The organism is Streptomyces sp. NPDC099050, assembly GCF_044759865.1.
In the GTDB taxonomy this organism is placed as follows: Bacteria; Actinomycetota; Actinomycetes; order Streptomycetales; family Streptomycetaceae; genus Streptomyces.
This window is the reverse complement of sequence record NZ_JBIWAE010000003.1, coordinates 139,196-156,258: the sequence shown is the minus strand read 5'-3', so window position 1 is coordinate 156,258 and position 17,063 is coordinate 139,196. Positions and strand designations below refer to the sequence as shown.

General features: G+C 73.4%; 14 protein-coding genes. 9 read left to right on the top strand and 5 right to left on the bottom strand.

The window, feature by feature from the left end; all coding sequences use genetic code 11:
- The first annotated feature begins 57 nt into the window (after positions 1-57).
- The 5 genes from ACIQV3_RS06665 (at position 58) to argF (ending at position 7,359) form a co-directional block, all read left to right on the top strand.
- Positions 58-1,542 (top strand): 3' terminal RNA ribose 2'-O-methyltransferase Hen1, encoded by a 1,485-nt coding sequence (locus ACIQV3_RS06665; RefSeq protein ID WP_403710396.1) that lies wholly within the window; start codon positions 58-60, stop codon positions 1,540-1,542.
- Complete coding sequence (locus ACIQV3_RS06660; protein WP_403710394.1) at positions 1,539-4,175, top strand: polynucleotide kinase-phosphatase; 2,637 nt, start codon at positions 1,539-1,541, stop codon at positions 4,173-4,175. The genes ACIQV3_RS06665 and ACIQV3_RS06660 overlap by 4 nt, the downstream gene beginning before the upstream one ends.
- A 223-nt stretch (positions 4,176-4,398) precedes the next feature.
- The gene (locus ACIQV3_RS06655) at positions 4,399-4,866 is read left to right on the top strand and encodes a hypothetical protein (protein ID WP_403710392.1); all 468 of its coding nucleotides are present in this window, start codon (positions 4,399-4,401) and stop codon (positions 4,864-4,866) included.
- 106 nt (positions 4,867-4,972) lie between these two features.
- A complete protein-coding gene (locus ACIQV3_RS06650; RefSeq protein ID WP_389439067.1) occupies positions 4,973-6,202 on the top strand; it encodes an arginine deiminase in 1,230 nt (409 codons plus the stop codon).
- A gap of 146 nt (positions 6,203-6,348) precedes the next feature.
- Positions 6,349-7,359 carry an ornithine carbamoyltransferase gene (argF, locus tag ACIQV3_RS06645; protein ID WP_403710390.1) on the top strand — a complete coding sequence of 337 codons (1,011 nt, stop codon included), beginning with the start codon at positions 6,349-6,351 and terminating at the stop codon, positions 7,357-7,359.
- A gap of 23 nt (positions 7,360-7,382) precedes the next feature.
- Here the strand turns inward: argF and ACIQV3_RS06640 are convergent, their stop codons facing one another.
- The gene (locus ACIQV3_RS06640; protein ID WP_403710388.1) at positions 7,383-7,802 is read right to left on the bottom strand and encodes an ATP-binding protein; all 420 of its coding nucleotides are present in this window, start codon (positions 7,800-7,802) and stop codon (positions 7,383-7,385) included.
- A gap of 250 nt (positions 7,803-8,052) precedes the next feature.
- Here ACIQV3_RS06640 and ACIQV3_RS06635 point away from each other — a divergent pair, with 250 nt between their 5' ends.
- A complete protein-coding gene (locus ACIQV3_RS06635) occupies positions 8,053-8,880 on the top strand; it encodes an enoyl-CoA hydratase family protein (protein ID WP_403710386.1) in 828 nt (275 codons plus the stop codon).
- A gap of 4 nt (positions 8,881-8,884) precedes the next feature.
- Positions 8,885-11,212: a bifunctional salicylyl-CoA 5-hydroxylase/oxidoreductase gene (locus ACIQV3_RS06630; RefSeq protein WP_403710384.1), complete on the top strand. Its 2,328-nt coding sequence runs from the start codon at positions 8,885-8,887 to the stop codon at positions 11,210-11,212.
- A 15-nt stretch (positions 11,213-11,227) separates the two neighbouring features.
- On the opposite strand, the gene ACIQV3_RS06625 is transcribed toward ACIQV3_RS06630, so the two are convergent.
- From ACIQV3_RS06625 to ACIQV3_RS06610, 4 genes are all read right to left on the bottom strand, one after another.
- Positions 11,228-11,722 carry a hypothetical protein gene (locus ACIQV3_RS06625; RefSeq protein ID WP_403710382.1) on the bottom strand — a complete coding sequence of 165 codons (495 nt, stop codon included), beginning with the start codon at positions 11,720-11,722 and terminating at the stop codon, positions 11,228-11,230.
- Positions 11,719-12,558: a GNAT family N-acetyltransferase gene (locus tag ACIQV3_RS06620; protein ID WP_403710380.1), complete on the bottom strand. Its 840-nt coding sequence runs from the start codon at positions 12,556-12,558 to the stop codon at positions 11,719-11,721. Before ACIQV3_RS06620 ends, ACIQV3_RS06625 begins: the two co-directional genes overlap by 4 nt.
- A 62-nt stretch (positions 12,559-12,620) precedes the next feature.
- On the bottom strand, positions 12,621-13,430 hold the full coding sequence (locus ACIQV3_RS06615; RefSeq protein WP_403710378.1) for a PaaX family transcriptional regulator C-terminal domain-containing protein: 810 nt from the start codon (positions 13,428-13,430) through the stop codon (positions 12,621-12,623).
- A 4-nt stretch (positions 13,431-13,434) separates the two neighbouring features.
- On the bottom strand, positions 13,435-15,060 hold the full coding sequence (locus ACIQV3_RS06610) for an AMP-binding protein (protein ID WP_403710376.1): 1,626 nt from the start codon (positions 15,058-15,060) through the stop codon (positions 13,435-13,437).
- A 162-nt stretch (positions 15,061-15,222) separates the two neighbouring features.
- Between ACIQV3_RS06610 and ACIQV3_RS06605 the strand changes: the two genes are divergently transcribed.
- Positions 15,223-16,464, top strand: a complete 1,242-nt coding sequence (locus ACIQV3_RS06605; protein WP_403710374.1) for an acyl-CoA dehydrogenase family protein — start codon at positions 15,223-15,225, stop codon at positions 16,462-16,464.
- Positions 16,461-16,859 (top strand): RidA family protein, encoded by a 399-nt coding sequence (locus ACIQV3_RS06600; protein WP_403710372.1) that lies wholly within the window; start codon positions 16,461-16,463, stop codon positions 16,857-16,859. Before ACIQV3_RS06605 ends, ACIQV3_RS06600 begins: the two co-directional genes overlap by 4 nt.
- Positions 16,860-17,063: the final 204 nt, after the last annotated feature.

The following is a 17,063-nucleotide window of genomic DNA, read 5'->3' as shown; positions in this document are numbered from 1 at the left end:
GGGCGCCGCCGGAAAATGGGGCGCGCCCACCACCGGTGACCAGCGACAATCGCTCGTGTGTTCCTGACGATCTCCACCACCGGTTCCCCCGAGCGACCCGCCACCGACCTGGGCTTCCTGCTGCACAAGCACCCCGGTAGAACGCAGGCGTTCTCCACCTCCCACGGCACCGCCCACGTCTTCTACCCCGAAGCCACGGACGAGCGGTGCACGGCGGGCCTGCTCCTGGAGGTGGATCCCGTCGCGCTCGTGCGGCGCGGCCAGGGCAAGGGCCAGGGCGGCACCCCGGACGCCGCGCTCGCGCAGTACGTCAACGACCGCCCCTACGCCGCCTCCTCACTGCTGGCCGTCGCCCTGAGCGGCGTGTTCCGCAGCGCGCTCAAGGGGCAGTGCGCGGCTCGCCCCGAGCTGCCCGACGAGGTGCGCCCGCTGCGCATCGAGATCCCGGTCCTGCCCGCCCGGGGCGGTGCGGAGCTCGTGCGCCGGCTGTTCGGCCCGCTCGGCTGGGATTCGGTCACGGCCACCCCGGTCGCGCTCGACGAGACCTTCCCGGAGTGGGGCGACTCCCGGTACGTACGCCTCGTCCTGGAGGGCGAGCTGCGCCTTTCCGACGCCCTGCGCGGCCTGTACGTCCTGCTGCCCGTCCTCGACGACTCCAAGCACTACTGGATCGCCTCCGACGAGGTGGACAAGCTGCTGCGCGCCGGGGACGGCTGGCTCGCCGAGCACCCGGAGAGCGGGCTGATCACCTCCCGCTACCTGGCCCGCCACAAGCGCCTGACCCAGGACGCCCTGGAGCGCCTGGAGCTGGTCCGCCTCGCCGAGGCCGACGGCAGCGAGGTCGAGGAGCTCGACAACGCCGTGGACGAGTCCAGCGACACCGAGGAGAAGCCCGTACCGCTCGCCGTGCTGCGCCGCGAGGCGATCCTCGCCGCGCTGGGCGCGGCCGGTGCGGCCCGCGTCCTCGACCTGGGCTGCGGCCAGGGCCAGCTGGTGCAGGCGCTGCTGAAGGACCCGGCGTACACCGAGATCGTCGGCGTGGACGTGTCCGTCCGGGCGCTGAACATCGCCGCCAAGCGGCTGCGGCTGGAGCGGATGGGGGAGCGGCAGAGCTCCCGCGTCCGCCTGACGCAGGGCTCGCTCGCGTACACGGACAAGCGGCTCGTGGGCTACGACGCGGCCGTGCTCAGCGAGGTCATCGAGCACCTGGACCCGGAGCGGCTGCCCGCCCTGGAGTACGCGGTCTTCGGCTCGGCCCGCCCCCGTACGGTCCTCGTGACCACTCCGAACGTCGAGTACAACGTCCGCTGGGAGACGCTGCCCGCCGGGCACGTCCGGCACGGCGACCACCGCTTCGAGTGGACCCGCGAGGAGTTCCGGGCCTGGGCCGGGGACGTCGCCGCGCGGCACGGCTACACCGTCGCGTACCTGCCCGTCGGGGACGACGACCCCGAGGTGGGCCCGCCGACCCAGATGGCCGTCTTCACCCTGAACAACACCACCACCGGCACCGACACCCCGAAGGAGGGCGAGGCAGCATGACCACCGACACCGACACCGACACCGACACCGACACCGAAACCGAAACCGAAACCGAAACCGACACCGGCACCGGCACCGGCACCAGTTCCACCACCGACCGCAAGCGCGTACTTCCCGTCACCGACCTGTCCCTCGTCGTCCTGATCGGCGCCACCGGTTCGGGCAAGTCCACCTTCGCCCGCACGCACTTCAAGCCCACCGAGGTCATCTCCTCCGACTACTGCCGGGGCCTGGTCTCCGACGACGAGAACGACCAGAGCGCCAGCAAGGACGCCTTCGAGGTCTTGCACTACATCGCGGGCAAGCGGCTCGCCGCCGGCCGCCTCACCGTGGTCGACGCCACCAGCGTCCAGGCGGAGTCCCGCCGGCAGCTGGTCCAGCTCGCCCGCGCGTACGACGTGCTGCCCATCGCGATCGTTCTCGACCTGCCCGAAGAGGTCTGCGCGGAACGCAACGCGGCCCGCCCCGAGCGGGCGAAGCTGCCGCGCGCCGTCATTCAGCGCCACCGCCGCGACCTGCGGCGCTCCCTGCGCGGACTGGAGCGCGAGGGCTTCCGCAAGGTGCACGTGCTGCGCACGCCCGAGGAGGTCGAGTCGGCCGAGGTGGTCCTGGAGAAGCGGTTCAACGACCTCACCCACCTCACCGGCCCCTTCGACATCATCGGAGACATCCACGGCTGCGCCTCCGAGCTGGAGACCCTGCTCGGAAAGCTCGGCTACGAGGACGGCGCCCACCCCGAGGGCCGCACCGCCGTGTTCGTCGGCGACCTCGTCGACCGCGGCCCGGACAGTCCCGGCGTCCTGCGCCGGGTGATGGGCATGGTCGGCTCCGGCAACGCCCTGTGCGTGCCCGGGAACCACGAGAACAAGCTCGGCCGTTATCTCAAGGGCTCCAAGGTCCAGCGGACCCACGGCCTCGCCGAGACGATCGAGCAGCTCGAAGGGGAGCCGGAGGAGTTCGTCCAGGAGGTCCGCGCCTTCATCCAGGGCCTGGTCAGCCACTACGTCCTCGACGGCGGCAAGCTCGTGGTCTGTCACGCCGGGCTGCCCGAGAAGTACCACGGCCGCACCTCCGGGCGGGTGCGCTCGCACGCCCTGTACGGGGAGACCACGGGCGAGACCGACGAGTTCGGGCTGCCCGTGCGCTACCCGTGGGCCGAGGACTACCGCGGCAAGGCCGTCGTGGTCTACGGCCACACGCCGGTCCCGGACACCACCTGGATCAACAACACCATCTGCCTCGACACCGGAGCCGTCTTCGGCGGGAGGATGACCGCCCTGCGCTGGCCCGAGCGCGAACTGGTCGACGTACCGGCCGAAAAGGTCTGGTACGAGCCGGTCAAGCCGCTCGTCACCGAGGTCCCCGGCGGACATGACGGACGTCCGCTCGACCTGGCCGACGTCCACGGCCGACGGATCGTCGAGACCCGGCACCTGGGCAACGTCAACGTCCGCGAGGAGAACGCGGCCGCCGCCCTGGAGGTGATGAGCCGCTTCGCCGTGGACCCGCGCCTGGTCCCGTACCTCCCGCCGACCATGGCGCCCACGGCCACCTCGCACGAGGACGGCTACCTGGAGCACCCCGCCGAGGCCTTCGCGCAGTACCGCAAGGACGGCATCGCCCAGGTCGTCTGCGAGGAGAAGCACATGGGCTCCCGCGCCACCGTGCTGATCTGCAAGGACGCCGGAGTGGCGCGGGAGCGGTTCGGGGTCGACGGCCCCACCGGGTCCGTGTACACGCGCACCGGACGGCCCTTCTTCAAGGACCCCGAGGTCACCGAGGAAGTCCTCGCCCGGCTCCGCTCGTCGGTCACCGACGCCGGGCTGTGGGAGGAACTCGACACCGACTGGCTGCTCGTCGACGGCGAACTGCTGCCCTGGTCGCTGAAGTCCGGCGGCCTGCTGCGCAACCAGTACGCCGCCGTGGGCGCGGCCTCCGGCGCCGTGTTCCCCGAGGCCATCGCCGCTCTGGAGGCGGCCTCGGCCCGGGGCGTCGACACCGGGGAGCTGCTGGAGCGCCAGCGCGGGCGGGCCGCCGACGCGGTGAAGTTCACCGAGGCGTACCGGCGTTACTGCTGGAGCACCGACGGGCTGGACGGCGTACGGTTCGCCCCGTTCCAGCTGCTGGCGGCGGCCGGCCGCTCGCTGGCGGCCGTACCCCACGACGAGCAGCTGTTCTGGCTGGACCGGCTCGTCGCCGCCGACGAGGCCGCCGGGACCGGACTGCTGCGCCGCACCGGCCGGATCCTGGTGGACACCGCCGACGAGGCCTCGGTACGGGCGGGCACCGACTGGTGGCTGGAGCTGACGGCGGCCGGCGGCGAGGGCATGGTCGTCAAACCGCTCCAGGCGTACGCCAAGGACGGCAAGGGCCGGCTCGTACAGCCGGGCGTGAAGGTGCGCGGACGGGAGTACCTGCGAATCATCTACGGTCCCGAGTACACGCGTCCGGACCACCTCGAGCGGCTGCGCGGACGCCACCTCGGGCACAAGCGCTCGCTCGCCCTGCGCGAGTACGCGCTCGGCCTGGAGGCCGTGGACCGGCTGGCGGGCGGGGAGCCGCTGTGGCGGGTCCACGAGGCGGTCTTCGCCGTCCTCGCGCTGGAGTCGGAGCCGGTGGACCCGCGGCTCTGAAGCGCCGGCCCGGGCGTCGGCCCGGGTGCCTGCGCCCGGGCCGAAGGCGTCAAGGAAGGGCCCCCGTACGGCCGCTCATTAGGTCGTATGGGGGAACTTTCGCGGAGAACTCCGGGAAAACCACCGGCGGGATCGTTCATCCAGGGCAGCGGAATGTCCGCGACCCTGGAAGGACGGAACGTCACCTATGAAGATGACCGCGCGCGGAAGCATTGCGGCACTCATGACCTGTATGGCCGCGGCAGGCGCGGCCACCCCGGCCATGGCCGACGCGGTGCCGGTGGGAGTCCCCCTGGACGCGGTGCGGACCACGCTCGGCGTGGACGTCCCGCACCTGGCCACCGGAGTGCCGGTGCCGGTGGTCGGAGCGCCCGAGGCGCCCCGTTTCCACAAGGGCGACATGCTGCCGAACCCGCTGCTGCCGGCGGTGCCGATCGGCACCGAGCTCGGGAACACCCTCCTCACCTCCCCGGTGCCGAACCTGGCCGGAAAGCCCGAGACGGACGGCGAGGGCTCGCTGGACGCACCCGCGACCACCGTGCGCACCCGCACCCCGGGACTGCTCGTCGGCTCCCCGCTGACGATGCCCGACGCGTCCAACTACGGGCTGCCGAACGTGACCGCCCCCGCGCTGGGCGTCATCGCCCCGGACCTCACCGGCACCCCGGAGGCCCTGCTCGGCCTGCGCTGAACCGCCGGGCCCGCGCCCGCCGTCGGAGCCGGCGGGACGGACCCGCTGGAGACGCCCTGGGCCGACGCCACGTCAAAAGGCCGCCCGGTCTGCGAACGTGTACGGCATGGGATTCCATGTCGATTCCGAGACCGGGCGGCTTCGCCGCGTCATCCTCCACCGGCCCGACCTGGAGCTGAAGCGGCTCACACCGAGCAACAAGGACGCGTTGCTCTTCGACGACGTGCTGTGGGTGCGCCGGGCCCGCCAGGAGCACGACGGCTTCGCCGACGTCCTGCGCGACCGGGGCGTGGAGGTCCATCTCTTCGGTGACCTGCTGATCGAGGCCCTGGACATCCCGGAGGCGAGACACCTCGTCCTGGACCGGGTCTTCGACGAGAAGGAGTACGGTCCGCTCGCCACCGACCACCTACGGGCGGTCTTCGACGGACTGGCCTCGGCGGACCTGGCCGAGTCGCTGATCGGGGGGATGACCAAGCGGGAGTTCCTGGAGCGGCACGCGGAGCCGGTGTCGGTCCGCTTCCACGCCCTGGACCTGGACGGCTTCCTGCTGGGGCCGCTGCCCAACCACCTCTTCACCCGCGACACCTCCGCCTGGATCTACGACGGGGTGTCCATCAACGCGATGCGCTGGCCGGCCCGGCAGCGCGAGACCGTGCACTTCGAGGCCATCTACAAGCACCACCCGCTCTTCACCGGCTCCGGGCCCTTCCACACCTGGTCGCAGGGGCAGGCCGACTACCCCTCCACCATCGAGGGCGGCGACGTCCTGGTCATCGGCAACGGCGCGGTGCTGATCGGGATGAGCGAGCGGACCACGCCGCAGGCGGTGGAGATGCTGGCGCGCGGGCTGTTCGCCGCCGGGTCGGCGACGACGATCGTGGCGCTCGACATGCCCAAACGGCGTGCGTTCATGCACCTGGACACGGTGATGACGATGGTCGACGCGGACACGTTCACCCAGTACGCGGGCCTGGGCATGCTGCGCTCCTACACGATCGAGCCCGGCGGCGGGCCGAGCGAGCTGAAGGTGACCGACCACCCGCCGGAGCACATGCACCGGGCCATCGCCGCCGCCCTCGGGCTGGACGCGATCAGGGTGCTCACGGCGACCCAGGACGTGCACGCCGCCGAGCGGGAGCAGTGGGACGACGGCTGCAACGTGCTGGCCGTGGAGCCGGGCGTGGTCGTCGCGTACGAGCGGAACGTCACGACCAACACCCACCTGCGCAAGCAAGGCATCGAGGTGATCGAGATTCCGGGAAGCGAGCTGGGGCGGGGACGGGGCGGGCCGCGCTGCATGAGCTGCCCGGTCGAGCGGGACGCGGTGGCCTAGCCGGCCGGGGCGCGGGCGCGGGGGAAGCGGGAAGCGGGTGCCGGGAGGCCGGGAGGCCGGATCGGTCCACCAAGGCTCTGTATATCAATGCAAGCCGTCGTATAGACTTCCAGCATCCCCTGTCACCGTGACTCTGGAGCGCCCCCATGGCCACCGATCTTGTCGGCCGCAGTTTCCTCAAGGAGCTCGATTTCACCGCCGCCGAGTTCCGCGGCCTGGTCGAGCTCGCCGCCGCACTCAAGGCGGACAAGAAGGCCGGGGCCGAGCGGCGCCGCCTCGTGGGGAAGAACATCGCCCTGATCTTCGAGAAGACCTCCACGCGCACCCGCTGTGCCTTCGAGGTCGCCGCCGCCGACCAGGGCGCCCACACCACGTACCTCGATCCCGCCGGCTCCCAGATGGGACACAAGGAATCGGTCCGGGACACGGCGCGGGTGCTGGGCCGGATGTTCGACGGCATCCAGTACCGGGGCGACGCCCAGGACACCGTCGACCAGCTCGCCGCCCACGCGGGCGTGCCCGTCTTCAACGGCCTCACCGACGACTGGCACCCCACCCAGATGCTGGCCGACGTGCTCACGATGACCGAGCACTGCGCCAAGCCGCTGGAGCGGATCGCCTTCGCCTACCTCGGCGACGCCCGCTTCAACATGGGCAACTCGTACCTGGTGACGGGCGCGCTGCTGGGCATGGACGTACGGATCGTGGCGCCGGAGCACTACTGGCCGGCCGCCCCGGTGGTGGCCGCGGCGCGCGAGCTGGCGGCCGCGAGCGGTGCCCGGATCACCCTCACCGAGGACCTCGCGCAGGGCGTCGGGCAGGCCGACTTCGTGGTGACCGACATCTGGGTGTCGATGGGGGAGCCCAAGGAGGTATGGGACGAGCGGATCGAGGCGCTGAGCCCGTACGCCGTCACCATGGACGTGCTGCGCGCCACCGGGAACCCCGACGTGAAGTTCATGCACTGCCTGCCGGCGTTCCACGATCTCGGCACCAAGGTGGGCCGGGAGATCCACGAGCGGCACGGGCTGGAGTCGCTGGAGGTGACGGACGAGGTGTTCGAGTCCAGGCACTCCATCGTCTTCGACGAAGCGGAGAACCGGCTGCACACCATCAAGGCCGTGCTCGTCGCGACCCTCGCGGGGCCGGCCGCATAGTCATGCGGCGGGGCCGGACGCCGCTAGAGCGCCGGCCGGGACGGCAGGGTGAACCACACGGCCTTGCCGTGCGGGGTGGCGCGGTGACCGCAGGCCGAGCTCAGGGTCCGGATCAGCAGCAGGCCGCGGCCGTGCTCCTGCCAGGGGTCGGGGTGGGCGTCGTCCCGGCCGGGGGCGGTCAGGTCGGCGGGGGGCTGCGGGTCACCGTCGTGGACCTCGACCTGGCAGCCGTTCGCCAGCAGTTCCACGACGAGCTCGATGGGGGCGTCGCCGGGGGTGTGCTCCACGGCGTTGGCGACCAGTTCGGCGGTGAGGAGTTCGGCGGTGTCGCTGTCGGCGGGTGCGTCGATGTCGGCGAGGGCCGTACGGACGAGGGCGCGGGCGATGGGTACGGCCGCGGTCGTGTGCGGCAGGGCTATCCGCCAGGCGGAGGTGTCGGGCAAGGCAGGACCGTCCGTTCCGTGGGATCGCAGGGGGCCGCGGTGGGGTCGTACGGGGTGCGGCGGGGGAAATCCTGCTTTCAACGATACGAAGTGAAAATGTTCTGCCGTAGGGCACCCCGACGTGAGCGCAAGGGACGTCGGGCACACCGGCGGGGGACCTTCGGCGCGTGTGGCGCCCGGGCCCGGACACCGGCCAGAAGTTATCGCGCTTCCCTGACGACAGTCATGGGCCGGTGATACCTTCGGGAGGGTGAGTCCCTTCCTCGGTTCCACACCCGCGACCGAACGCTGGAACCACCTCCGGGTGGACCGGCGCGACGGCGTCGCCACCGTCACCCTCGACCGCCCCGAGAAGCTCAACGCGCTCACCTTCGGCGCTTACGCCGACCTGCGCGACCTGCTCGCCGAACTGTCCCGGGAGCGGTCTGTACGCGCCCTCGTGCTCGGCGGCGAAGGCCGCGGCTTCTGCTCCGGGGGCGACGTCGACGAGATCATCGGCGCCACCCTCGCGATGGACACCGCCCAGCTCCTCGACTTCAACCGGATGACCGGACAGGTCGTGCGCGCCCTGCGCGAATGCCCCTTCCCGGTCATCGCCGCCGTCCACGGGATCGCCGCCGGAGCCGGGGCCGTCATCGCCCTCGCCGCCGACTTCCGCATCGCCGACCCCACCGCCCGCTTCGCCTTCCTCTTCACCCGGGTCGGCCTCTCCGGCGGGGACATGGGCGCCGCCTACCTGCTGCCCCGGGTCGTCGGACTCGGGCACGCGACCCGGCTGCTGATGCTGGGGGAGCAGGTCAGGGCGCCGGAGGCCGAGCGGATCGGGCTGCTCAGCGAGGTCACCGAGGAGGGCAAGGCCTCCGTACGCGCGGCGGAGCTGGCCGCGCACCTCGCCGCCGGTCCGGCCCTCGCGTACGCGCAGACCAAGGCACTGCTGACCGCCGAGCTGGACATGCCGCTCGCCGCCTCGGTGGAACTCGACGCGAACACCCAGGCCCTGCTGATGAACGGCGAGGACTACCGGGAGTTCCACGCGGCCTTCACCGGGAAGCGGCCGCCCCAGTGGAAGGGCAGGTAGTCCGATGAGCACCGGCGCGATGAGCACCGGCGCGACGAGCACCGGCCGGGAGAACGCCGCCCTGCGGGTCGCCGTGGTCGGCGGGGGCCCGGGCGGGCTGTACGCCGCCGCGCTGCTGGCCCGCCAGGGGCACGCGGTGGACGTGTGGGAGAAGAACGCCCCCGACGACACCTTCGGCTTCGGCGTGGTCCTCTCCGACGAGACCCTCGGCGGCATCGAAGCGGCCGACGCCGTGGTCTACTCGGCCTTGGGCGCCGAGTTCGTCCGCTGGGACGACATCGACATCGTGCACCGCGGCCGGCTGCTCACCTCCGGCGGCCACGGGTTCGCCGCGCTCGGCCGGCGCCGGCTCCTGGAGATCCTGCACGAACGCTGCGCGGGCCTCGGGGTCCGGCTGCACTTCCGCACCCGGGCGCCCGAACCGGGGACGCTCGCGGCCTCGTACGACCTGGTGGTCGCCGCCGACGGGGTGCACAGCCCGACCCGGGAGGCCGCGGCCGAGCACTACGGGCCCACGCTGACGGGCGGGCGGTGCCGGTACATCTGGCTGGCCGCCGACTTCGCCTTCGAGGCCTTCCGCTTCGAGATCGCGGAGACCGAGCACGGGGTGATGCAGCTGCACGCCTACCCCTACGCGGCGGACTCCTCGACCGTGATCGTCGAGATGCGCGAGGAGGTCTGGCACAGCGCCGGCTTCGACCTCTGCGACGAGGCGGAATCGGCGGCGCGCTGCGCGAAGATCTTCGCCGAGGCCCTGCGGGGACGGCCGCTGCGCGGCAACGGCTCCACCTGGACGCAGTTCCGTACGGTGGTCAACGCCCGCTGGTCGCACGCCAACACGGTGCTCATCGGCGACGCCGCGCACACCGCGCACTTCTCGATCGGGTCCGGCACCAAACTGGCGGTGGAGGACGCGCTCGCGCTGGCGCGGGCGGTGGAGTCCGAGACGGACGTCCCGGCCGCGCTGGCCGCGTACGAGGCCGCACGGCGGCCCGCCGTGGCCTCCACCCAGCGGGCGGCGGCCGCCAGCATGCGGTGGTTCGAGGAACTCGCCGGGTACGTGGAGCAGCCCGCCCGGCAGTTCGCCTTCAACCTCCTCACCCGCAGCCTGCGGGTCACCCACGGCAACCTGCGGCTGCGCGATCCGCGCTTCACGGGCGCGGTGGAGCGTGACTTCGGCTGCCCCGAGGCTCCTGAGGGCGGCCCGGACGCGCCGGGAACCCCGCCGATGTTCACGCCGTTCACCCTGCGGGGGCTGACCCTGCGCAACCGGGTGGTGGTGTCCCCGATGGACATGTACTCGGCCGAGGGCGGTGTCGCCGAGGGCGTGCCCGGCGACTTCCACCTGGTGCACCTCGGCGCGCGGGCCCTGGGCGGGGCCGCCCTGGTGATGACCGAGATGGTCTGCGTCAGCCCCGAGGGCCGGATCACCCCGGGCTGTACGGGCCTCTACTCCGCCGAACAGGCGGCCGCCTGGGCGCGGATCGCCGACTTCGTGCATACCTCGGCGCCCGGCACCGCGCTCGGCGTCCAGCTCGGCCACTCCGGCCGCAAGGGCTCGACCCGGGTGATGTGGGAGGGCATGGACGCCCCGCTGCCCGAGGGGAACTGGCCCCTGACGGCCGCCTCCGCGCTGCCCTACCGGCCCGGCGTCTCGGCCGTGCCCCGGGCTCTGGGCGCCGCCGACCTCGCCGCCGTCCGCTCCGAGTTCGCCGCCGCCGCCGTCCGGGCCGCGGCGAGCGGCTTCGACCTGCTCGAACTGCACTGCGCGCACGGCTACCTGCTCTCCGGCTTCCTCTCCCCGCTGACCAACCACCGCACCGACGCCTACGGCGGTTCGCTGGAGAACCGGCTCCGCTTCCCGCTGGAGGTCTTCGACGCGGTCCGCGCCGTCTGGCCCGAGGACCGGCCGATGACGGTGCGCCTCTCGGCCACCGACTGGGCGCCAGGCGGCACCTCGGCCGAGGATGCGGTGGCCATCGCCGCCGCCTTCGCGGCCCACGGAGCCGACGCCATCGACGTCTCGACGGGCCAGGTGGTGGCGGAGGAGACCCCCGAGTACGGACGCGCGTACCAGACCCCGTACGCCGACCGGATCCGCAATGCCCTGAACGTCCCCGTGATCGCCGTCGGGGCGATCTCCTCCTGGGACGACGTCAACTCCCTGCTGCTGGCCGGCCGGGCCGACCTCTGCGCCCTCGGCCGCCCCCACCTCTACGACCCCCACTGGACCCTGCACGCGGCCGCGGACCAGGCCTACACCGGCCCGGCCGCGCCCTGGCCCGCCCCCTACCGCGCCGGCAGCCGCAAGCCGCCCACGGGGCGGGGGTAGCGGGACAGCCGCCGCCTAGCGGTGGGGCCGCAGGGTCAGGCACTCGTGGCAGTGGCAGGGCTCCGGATGCGGCCAGTCGGGCCAGGCACCGGAGCGGAGCTCCCAGGCGAGGTGCTCCATCGCCACGGCGTCCTCGCGGGCCTCGGCCTCGTCCCGGAAGCCCCCGAAATCGGAAGAGGCGGCCGCCCGCAGCACGGCCGGGCTCCGCACGAGGCGGGGCCGGAAGCCGTACAGGTGGCGGCTGGCCACGAACGCCAGGCGGTACGGGCGGCCGTGCCGGGGCCGGCCGATGACCTGGCACTCCTCCCAGCCGTTCGTCCGGTAGTGGACGTACACCTTGGAGCCGCCCTTGAACATCCGGGTGCCCGGGCGCTGGCCCTGGCCGCCCTCGCCGTGGCGGCGCCACAGGACGACGTTCGCGGCCAGCATCCAGAGCGGCTCCAGCGGCTCCAGGGGCTCCAGCGGTTCGAGTGGCTGCAGCGGTTCGAGCGGCTCCTCGCGCCCGGTCATCTCAGCGCGACCTCCACCCGGTCCTCGACCGGGGTGTAGCCCAGCCGCTGGTAGACGCCGTTGCTGGTGGGGTTCGCCAGGTCGGTGAAGAGCAGCACCTCCCGCGCCCCGGCCGCGTGCGCCGCTTCGGTCGCGGCGTACGTCACCCCGGCCGCGTAGCCGCGCCCGCGCAGCTCCGGCGGGGTGTAGACCGGCCCGATCCGGGTCACCGCGCCGACCGGGCGGAAGAACCCGGCCAGCGAGACCGGAGCCCCGGCGTCCTCCCAGAGCAGCATGCCCCCGTACGAGATCCGGTCGCGCAGGGCCTCCTCGGAGGCGGCCCCGCCCTCGCCGGACTCCTGCTTGAAGGCGGTCACCCACTCCAGGAGCAGCGGGAGGTCCGCCTCCCCGGCGGGGCGGGCGCGCCCGGCCGGGGCGGGAGCGGGGGCGATGAGCCCGGCGAGCCGGTAGAGGCGGTTCTCCTCCACCACCTCGGTGGGCTTCCCCCAGGTGGCGGCCAGCTCCCGCGCGTCCTCGCGGCGGGCGTTGAGCGCGTCGACCCCGGCGAGCAGCGGCTCGGCGGTGAGCGCGGCCCCCAGCTCCCGGACCGCCTCGGCGGGCAGTGCGCCGATCAGCAGCGGGTGCGGCGGGCACTGCACCACGGCCCCCGCGACCCGCCCGTCGGCGCCGGTCCACGAGCCGAAGAAGGGCGGCTCGGACCCGAAGGCGTGCGGGCCCTGCCGCTCCAGCGCGTCGATGACCGTGACCAGCTGGGTGTTGGGTACGGGCTGCGCCGCCACGGCGGGGCGCACGGCGGCCAGCCAGGCCGCCAGGTCAGGGGTGAAGGTCCACGTCATGGCACATGATCACCCCGGTCCCGGCGCGCGGTACACCCCTTTTCCCGCTCGCTTCGCCGGGGTCAGGGCTCCACGAAGCCGGCCCCCAGGTCCCGCAGCCGCTCGTGCAGCTCCGCGAAGACCGCCGCAGAGCGGTCGCCCGGCCAGTCCGCGGGGAGCAGCTCGCGGGGCAGGCCCGGGTCGGCGTACGGGAGCCGGCGCCAGGTGTCCAGGGCGAGGAGGTAGCCGCGGTAGGCGGCCTCCGGGGTGGGCTCGGCCGCGTCCGCCCGCAGGGCGCGCAGGGCGGGCTCGTGGAGGTCGAGGAACTCCTCGTGCTGCTTGGCCAGCGCCGCCAGGTCCCACCAGCGGGCCACCGACTCCGCCGTCGGGGCGAAGCCCAGGTGGGCGCCCCGGAAGAGCTCCACGTACGCCGTCAGGTGCAGCCGCTCCAGGGTGCGGCGGGTCTCCCCGTCCAGCTGCGCCGGGGCGATCCACACGCCGGGCGCCACCGAGCCGAAGCCGAGCCCGGCGAGCCGGGAGCGCAGCAGGTGCCGCTTCGCCCGCTCCTGCTCCGGGACGGAGAAGACGGCCAGCAGCCACTCATGGGACTCCGCCGGGCGGGTGGCTCCGTAGATCCGCCGGTCGCCGTCCTCGAGGAGCCGGCGCGCCTCAGCGGAGAGCTCGTACGCCGCCGCCCGGTCCCCGGTCCGCGCGGGCAGCAGGAAGCCGCGCCGCTTCAGCCGGGACACCGACGAGCGGACGGACGGAGCGTCCACGCCGGCCGCGCCCAGCAGGCGGACCAGCGCGGACACCGGGACCGGGCCGGCGAAGGCCCGCCCGTAGGCGCCGTAGAACGTGACGATCAGGGATCGCGGGGTGTGCTGCTCGACCACGGCTTTACTCTAATTCGTGATCGCGCAGCCTGAAACGCTGAAGTTTCCCCGTCGCCGTCCGGGGCAGGGCGGGCAGGAAGACGAAGGTGCGCGGGCACTTGTGCGGGGCGAGCTCGCTCCGCATGAAGGTGCGCAGGGCGTCCTCGGTGAGGACCGCGCCCTCCCGGGGGACCGCGTACGCGACCACGATCTGCCCGCGCCGCTCGTCGGGGCGGCCGACCACGGCCGCCTCCAGCACGTCGGGGTGGCGCAGCAGGGCCTCCTCGACCTCGGGGCCCGCGATGTTGTACCCCGCCGAGATGATCATGTCGTCGGCCCGGGCCACGTAGCGGAAATAGCCCTCCGCGTCGCGGACGTAGGTGTCGCCCGTGAGGTTCCAGCCGTCCCGTACGTACTCGCCCTGGCGCGGGTCCGCCAGGTAGCGGCAGCCCACCGGCCCCCGTACGGCCAGCAGCCCCGGCACCTCGTCGGCGACCGGCAGCCCCGCCGCGTCCACCACCCGGGCCTCCCAGCCCGGCACCACACGGCCCGTCGTACCGGGCCGGATGTCCTCGTCGGCCGCCGAGATGAAGATGTGCAGCAGCTCGGTGGCGCCGATCCCGTTGATGATCCGCAGGCCCGTGCGCTCGTACCAGGCCTGCCAGGTGGCGGCCGGCAGGTTCTCGCCCGCCGAGACGCAGCGGCGCAGCGCGGAGAGGTCGTAGGCGCCCGTGTCGTACGGGCCCAGCGTGTCCAGCATCGACCGGTACGCGGTGGGCGCGGTGAACAGCACCGACACCCGGTGCTCGGCCAGCGCGGGCAGCAGCCGGCGCGGGGAGCCGTCCGCCAGCAGCAGCGCCGAGGCCCCGGCCCGCAGCGGGAAGACCACCAGCCCGCCCAGGCCGAAGGTGAAGCCGAGCGGCGGACTGCCCGCGAAGACGTCCTCGGGGCGGGGGCGCAGCACCTCCCGGGAGAAGGTGTCGGCCACCGCGAGCAGATCGCGGTGGAAGTGCATGCAGCCCTTGGGGCGCCCGGTGGTGCCCGAGGTGAAGGCGATCAGCGCCACGTCGTCGGCGGAGGTGTCCACGGCCGGGAAGGGGTGCGGATGCCGCTCCGCCAGGCGCAGCAGATCGTCCGGTTCCGCGCCGCCGTACGCGGTGATCCGCAGACCCGGAACCCCCGCCTTCACCAGGTCGTCCACCACCTCCGCCTGGCACAGGGCGTGGCTCACCCGGGCCATCGCGCACACTGTGGCCAGCTCCTGCGCACGCTGCTGCGCCAGCACGGTGACGGCCACCGCGCCCGCCTTCATCACCGCGAGCCAGCACGCGGCGAGCCAGGGGCCGGTCGCGCCGCGCAGCAGGACCCGGTTGCCGGGGACCACGCCGAGATCGGTGGTGAGGACGTGCGCGAGCCGGTCCACGCGGGCGTGCAGCTCCCCGTACGACCACACCGTGCCGTCCGCGCCGCGGAAGGCGGGGCGGTCGGGCCCCAGCCGGGCGATGGTGGTGTCGAGCAGCTCCACGCCGCAGTTGAGCCGGTCGGGGTAGGCCAGAGCGGGGAGTTCGAAGAGGAGCCGCGGCCAGGCGTGCGCGGGCGGCAGGTGGTCGCGCGCGAAGGTGTCTCGATGAGCGGAAGGCTTGAGCTCCAAGGCGGGTTCGCCCCCTTGCGACGGCCCGCGCCCCGGATGGGGGCCGGACCCTGCGTATGGACTGTGGACCGAAGTGGAAGAGCCGGGCCGTACGAACGCAGCACGAGCGTATCGTCATGGTGACGGGAGTCAACAGGACGCGATAGAGGCTGGGGCATACGGATGACCCGATTCACGGGATTCGCGCTCGGGGCGGACCAGGAGGAGTGGTGCGCGCGGCTGCGCGCACTGGCGGCGGAGCGGCTGCGGCCGCTGGCGGATAAGGGGGAGCCGGGCCGGGTCAACCGGCCACTGCTGGCCGCGCTGGGCGAAGAGGGGCTGCTGGAAAGGGTGTTCACCTCGGGCGCGCTGGAGCTGTGCCTGCTGCGCGAATCCCTCGCCTACGGCTGTACGGAGGCGGAGACGGCCCTCGCCCTCCAGGGGCTCGGCGCTTACCCGGTCCTGCGTTCGGGCAGCGACGCCCAGCGCGAGCGCTGGCTGCCCGGGGTGCGGGCCGGGCGCACGGTGGCGGCCTTCGCGCTGAGCGAGCCGGGGGCCGGGTCGGACGCGGGAGCGCTGGCGCTCGAAGCGGTGGCCGAGGGCGGCGGCGGTGGCGGTGGCGCAGGCGGCTGGCGGCTCAGTGGGGAGAAGTGCTGGATCTCCAACGCCCCCGAGGCGGATTTCTACACCGTCTTCGCCCGCACCGGCGAGGGCCCCGGCGCCAGGGGCGTCAGCGCCTTCCTGGTTCCGGCGGACCGGCCGGGGCTCTCGGGAGAGCCGCTCGACATGCTCTCCCCGCACCCGATCGGCGCGCTCGCCTTCGACGGGGTTCCGGTGGGCCCGGCCGACCTGCTGGGGGAGCCGGGCCGGGGCTTCCGGGTGGCCATGGACACCCTGAACCTCTTCCGCCCCAGCGTGGGCGCCTTCGCCGTCGGGATGGCCAGGGCCGCCCTGGACGCCACGGTGGCGCACACGGCCGCCCGTACGGCCTTCGGCGGGGTGCTGGGCGACCTCCAGGCCGTGGCGCACCGGGTCGCCGAGATGGCCACCCGGACCGAGGCGGCCCGGCTCCTCGTGTACGCGGCGGCGGAGGCCTACGACGCGGACGCGTCCTCCCCGCAGGTGCCGCGCCGGGCGGCCATGGCGAAGCTGCTGGCCACGGAGACGGCCCAGTACGTCGTCGACCACGCGGTGCAACTGCACGGGGCGGCCGCGCTGCGCCGGGGGCACCTGCTGGAACACCTGTACCGGGAGGTACGGGCACCGAGGATCTACGAGGGGGCGAGCGAGGTGCAGCGCACGATCATCGCGAAGGAGCTCTACCGGGAGGCACGGGAGGCACGGGAGGCACGGGAGTCGGGGGAGGCGCGGGACATGAGCGAGGCACGGGACATGAGCGAGGCGCGGGAGGTGGGGGAGGCGTGAGGCTGGAGCGGATCAACCCGGAGGAGCTGTCCCCGGCGACGGGCTTCTCGCACGCCGTTGTCGCGAGCGGGGGCCGGCTGGTGTTCCTGGCCGGGCAGACGGCCCTCGACGGTGCGGGGAAGGTGGTGGGAGCGACGCTGCCGCAGCAGTTCGAGCAGGCGCTGGCGAACCTGCTGGCCGCACTGGCGGGGGCGGGCGGCTCGCCGGCCCATCTGGCGCGGGTCACGGTCTACGCCGTGGACGTGGCCGACTACCGGGACTGCGCCCCGGAACTGGGCCGGATCTGGCGGCGGTTGGCGGGCCGGGACTATCCGGCGATGGCGGTCGTGGGCGTGGTCCGGCTGTGGGACGAGGCGGCGCTGGTCGAGCTGGACGGGCTGGCGGTGCTCCCGTAGGCGGTGGTCCGTAGGTGGCCCGTCGGCGGTGCCCCCGCGGGGCTTTCCGCTGGTGAGCGTGGGTGCCTTTGACAGTGGGCGGGGGAGGGGGGAGGGTGGAAATGGCTCATGACGGAGTAATCCGGACCAATCGACCCTTCATTCTCGGAGGTGTATGAGTATGCGCCGTGGGTTCGTTGCGGCAGCCGTGACAGGGGCCGCCGG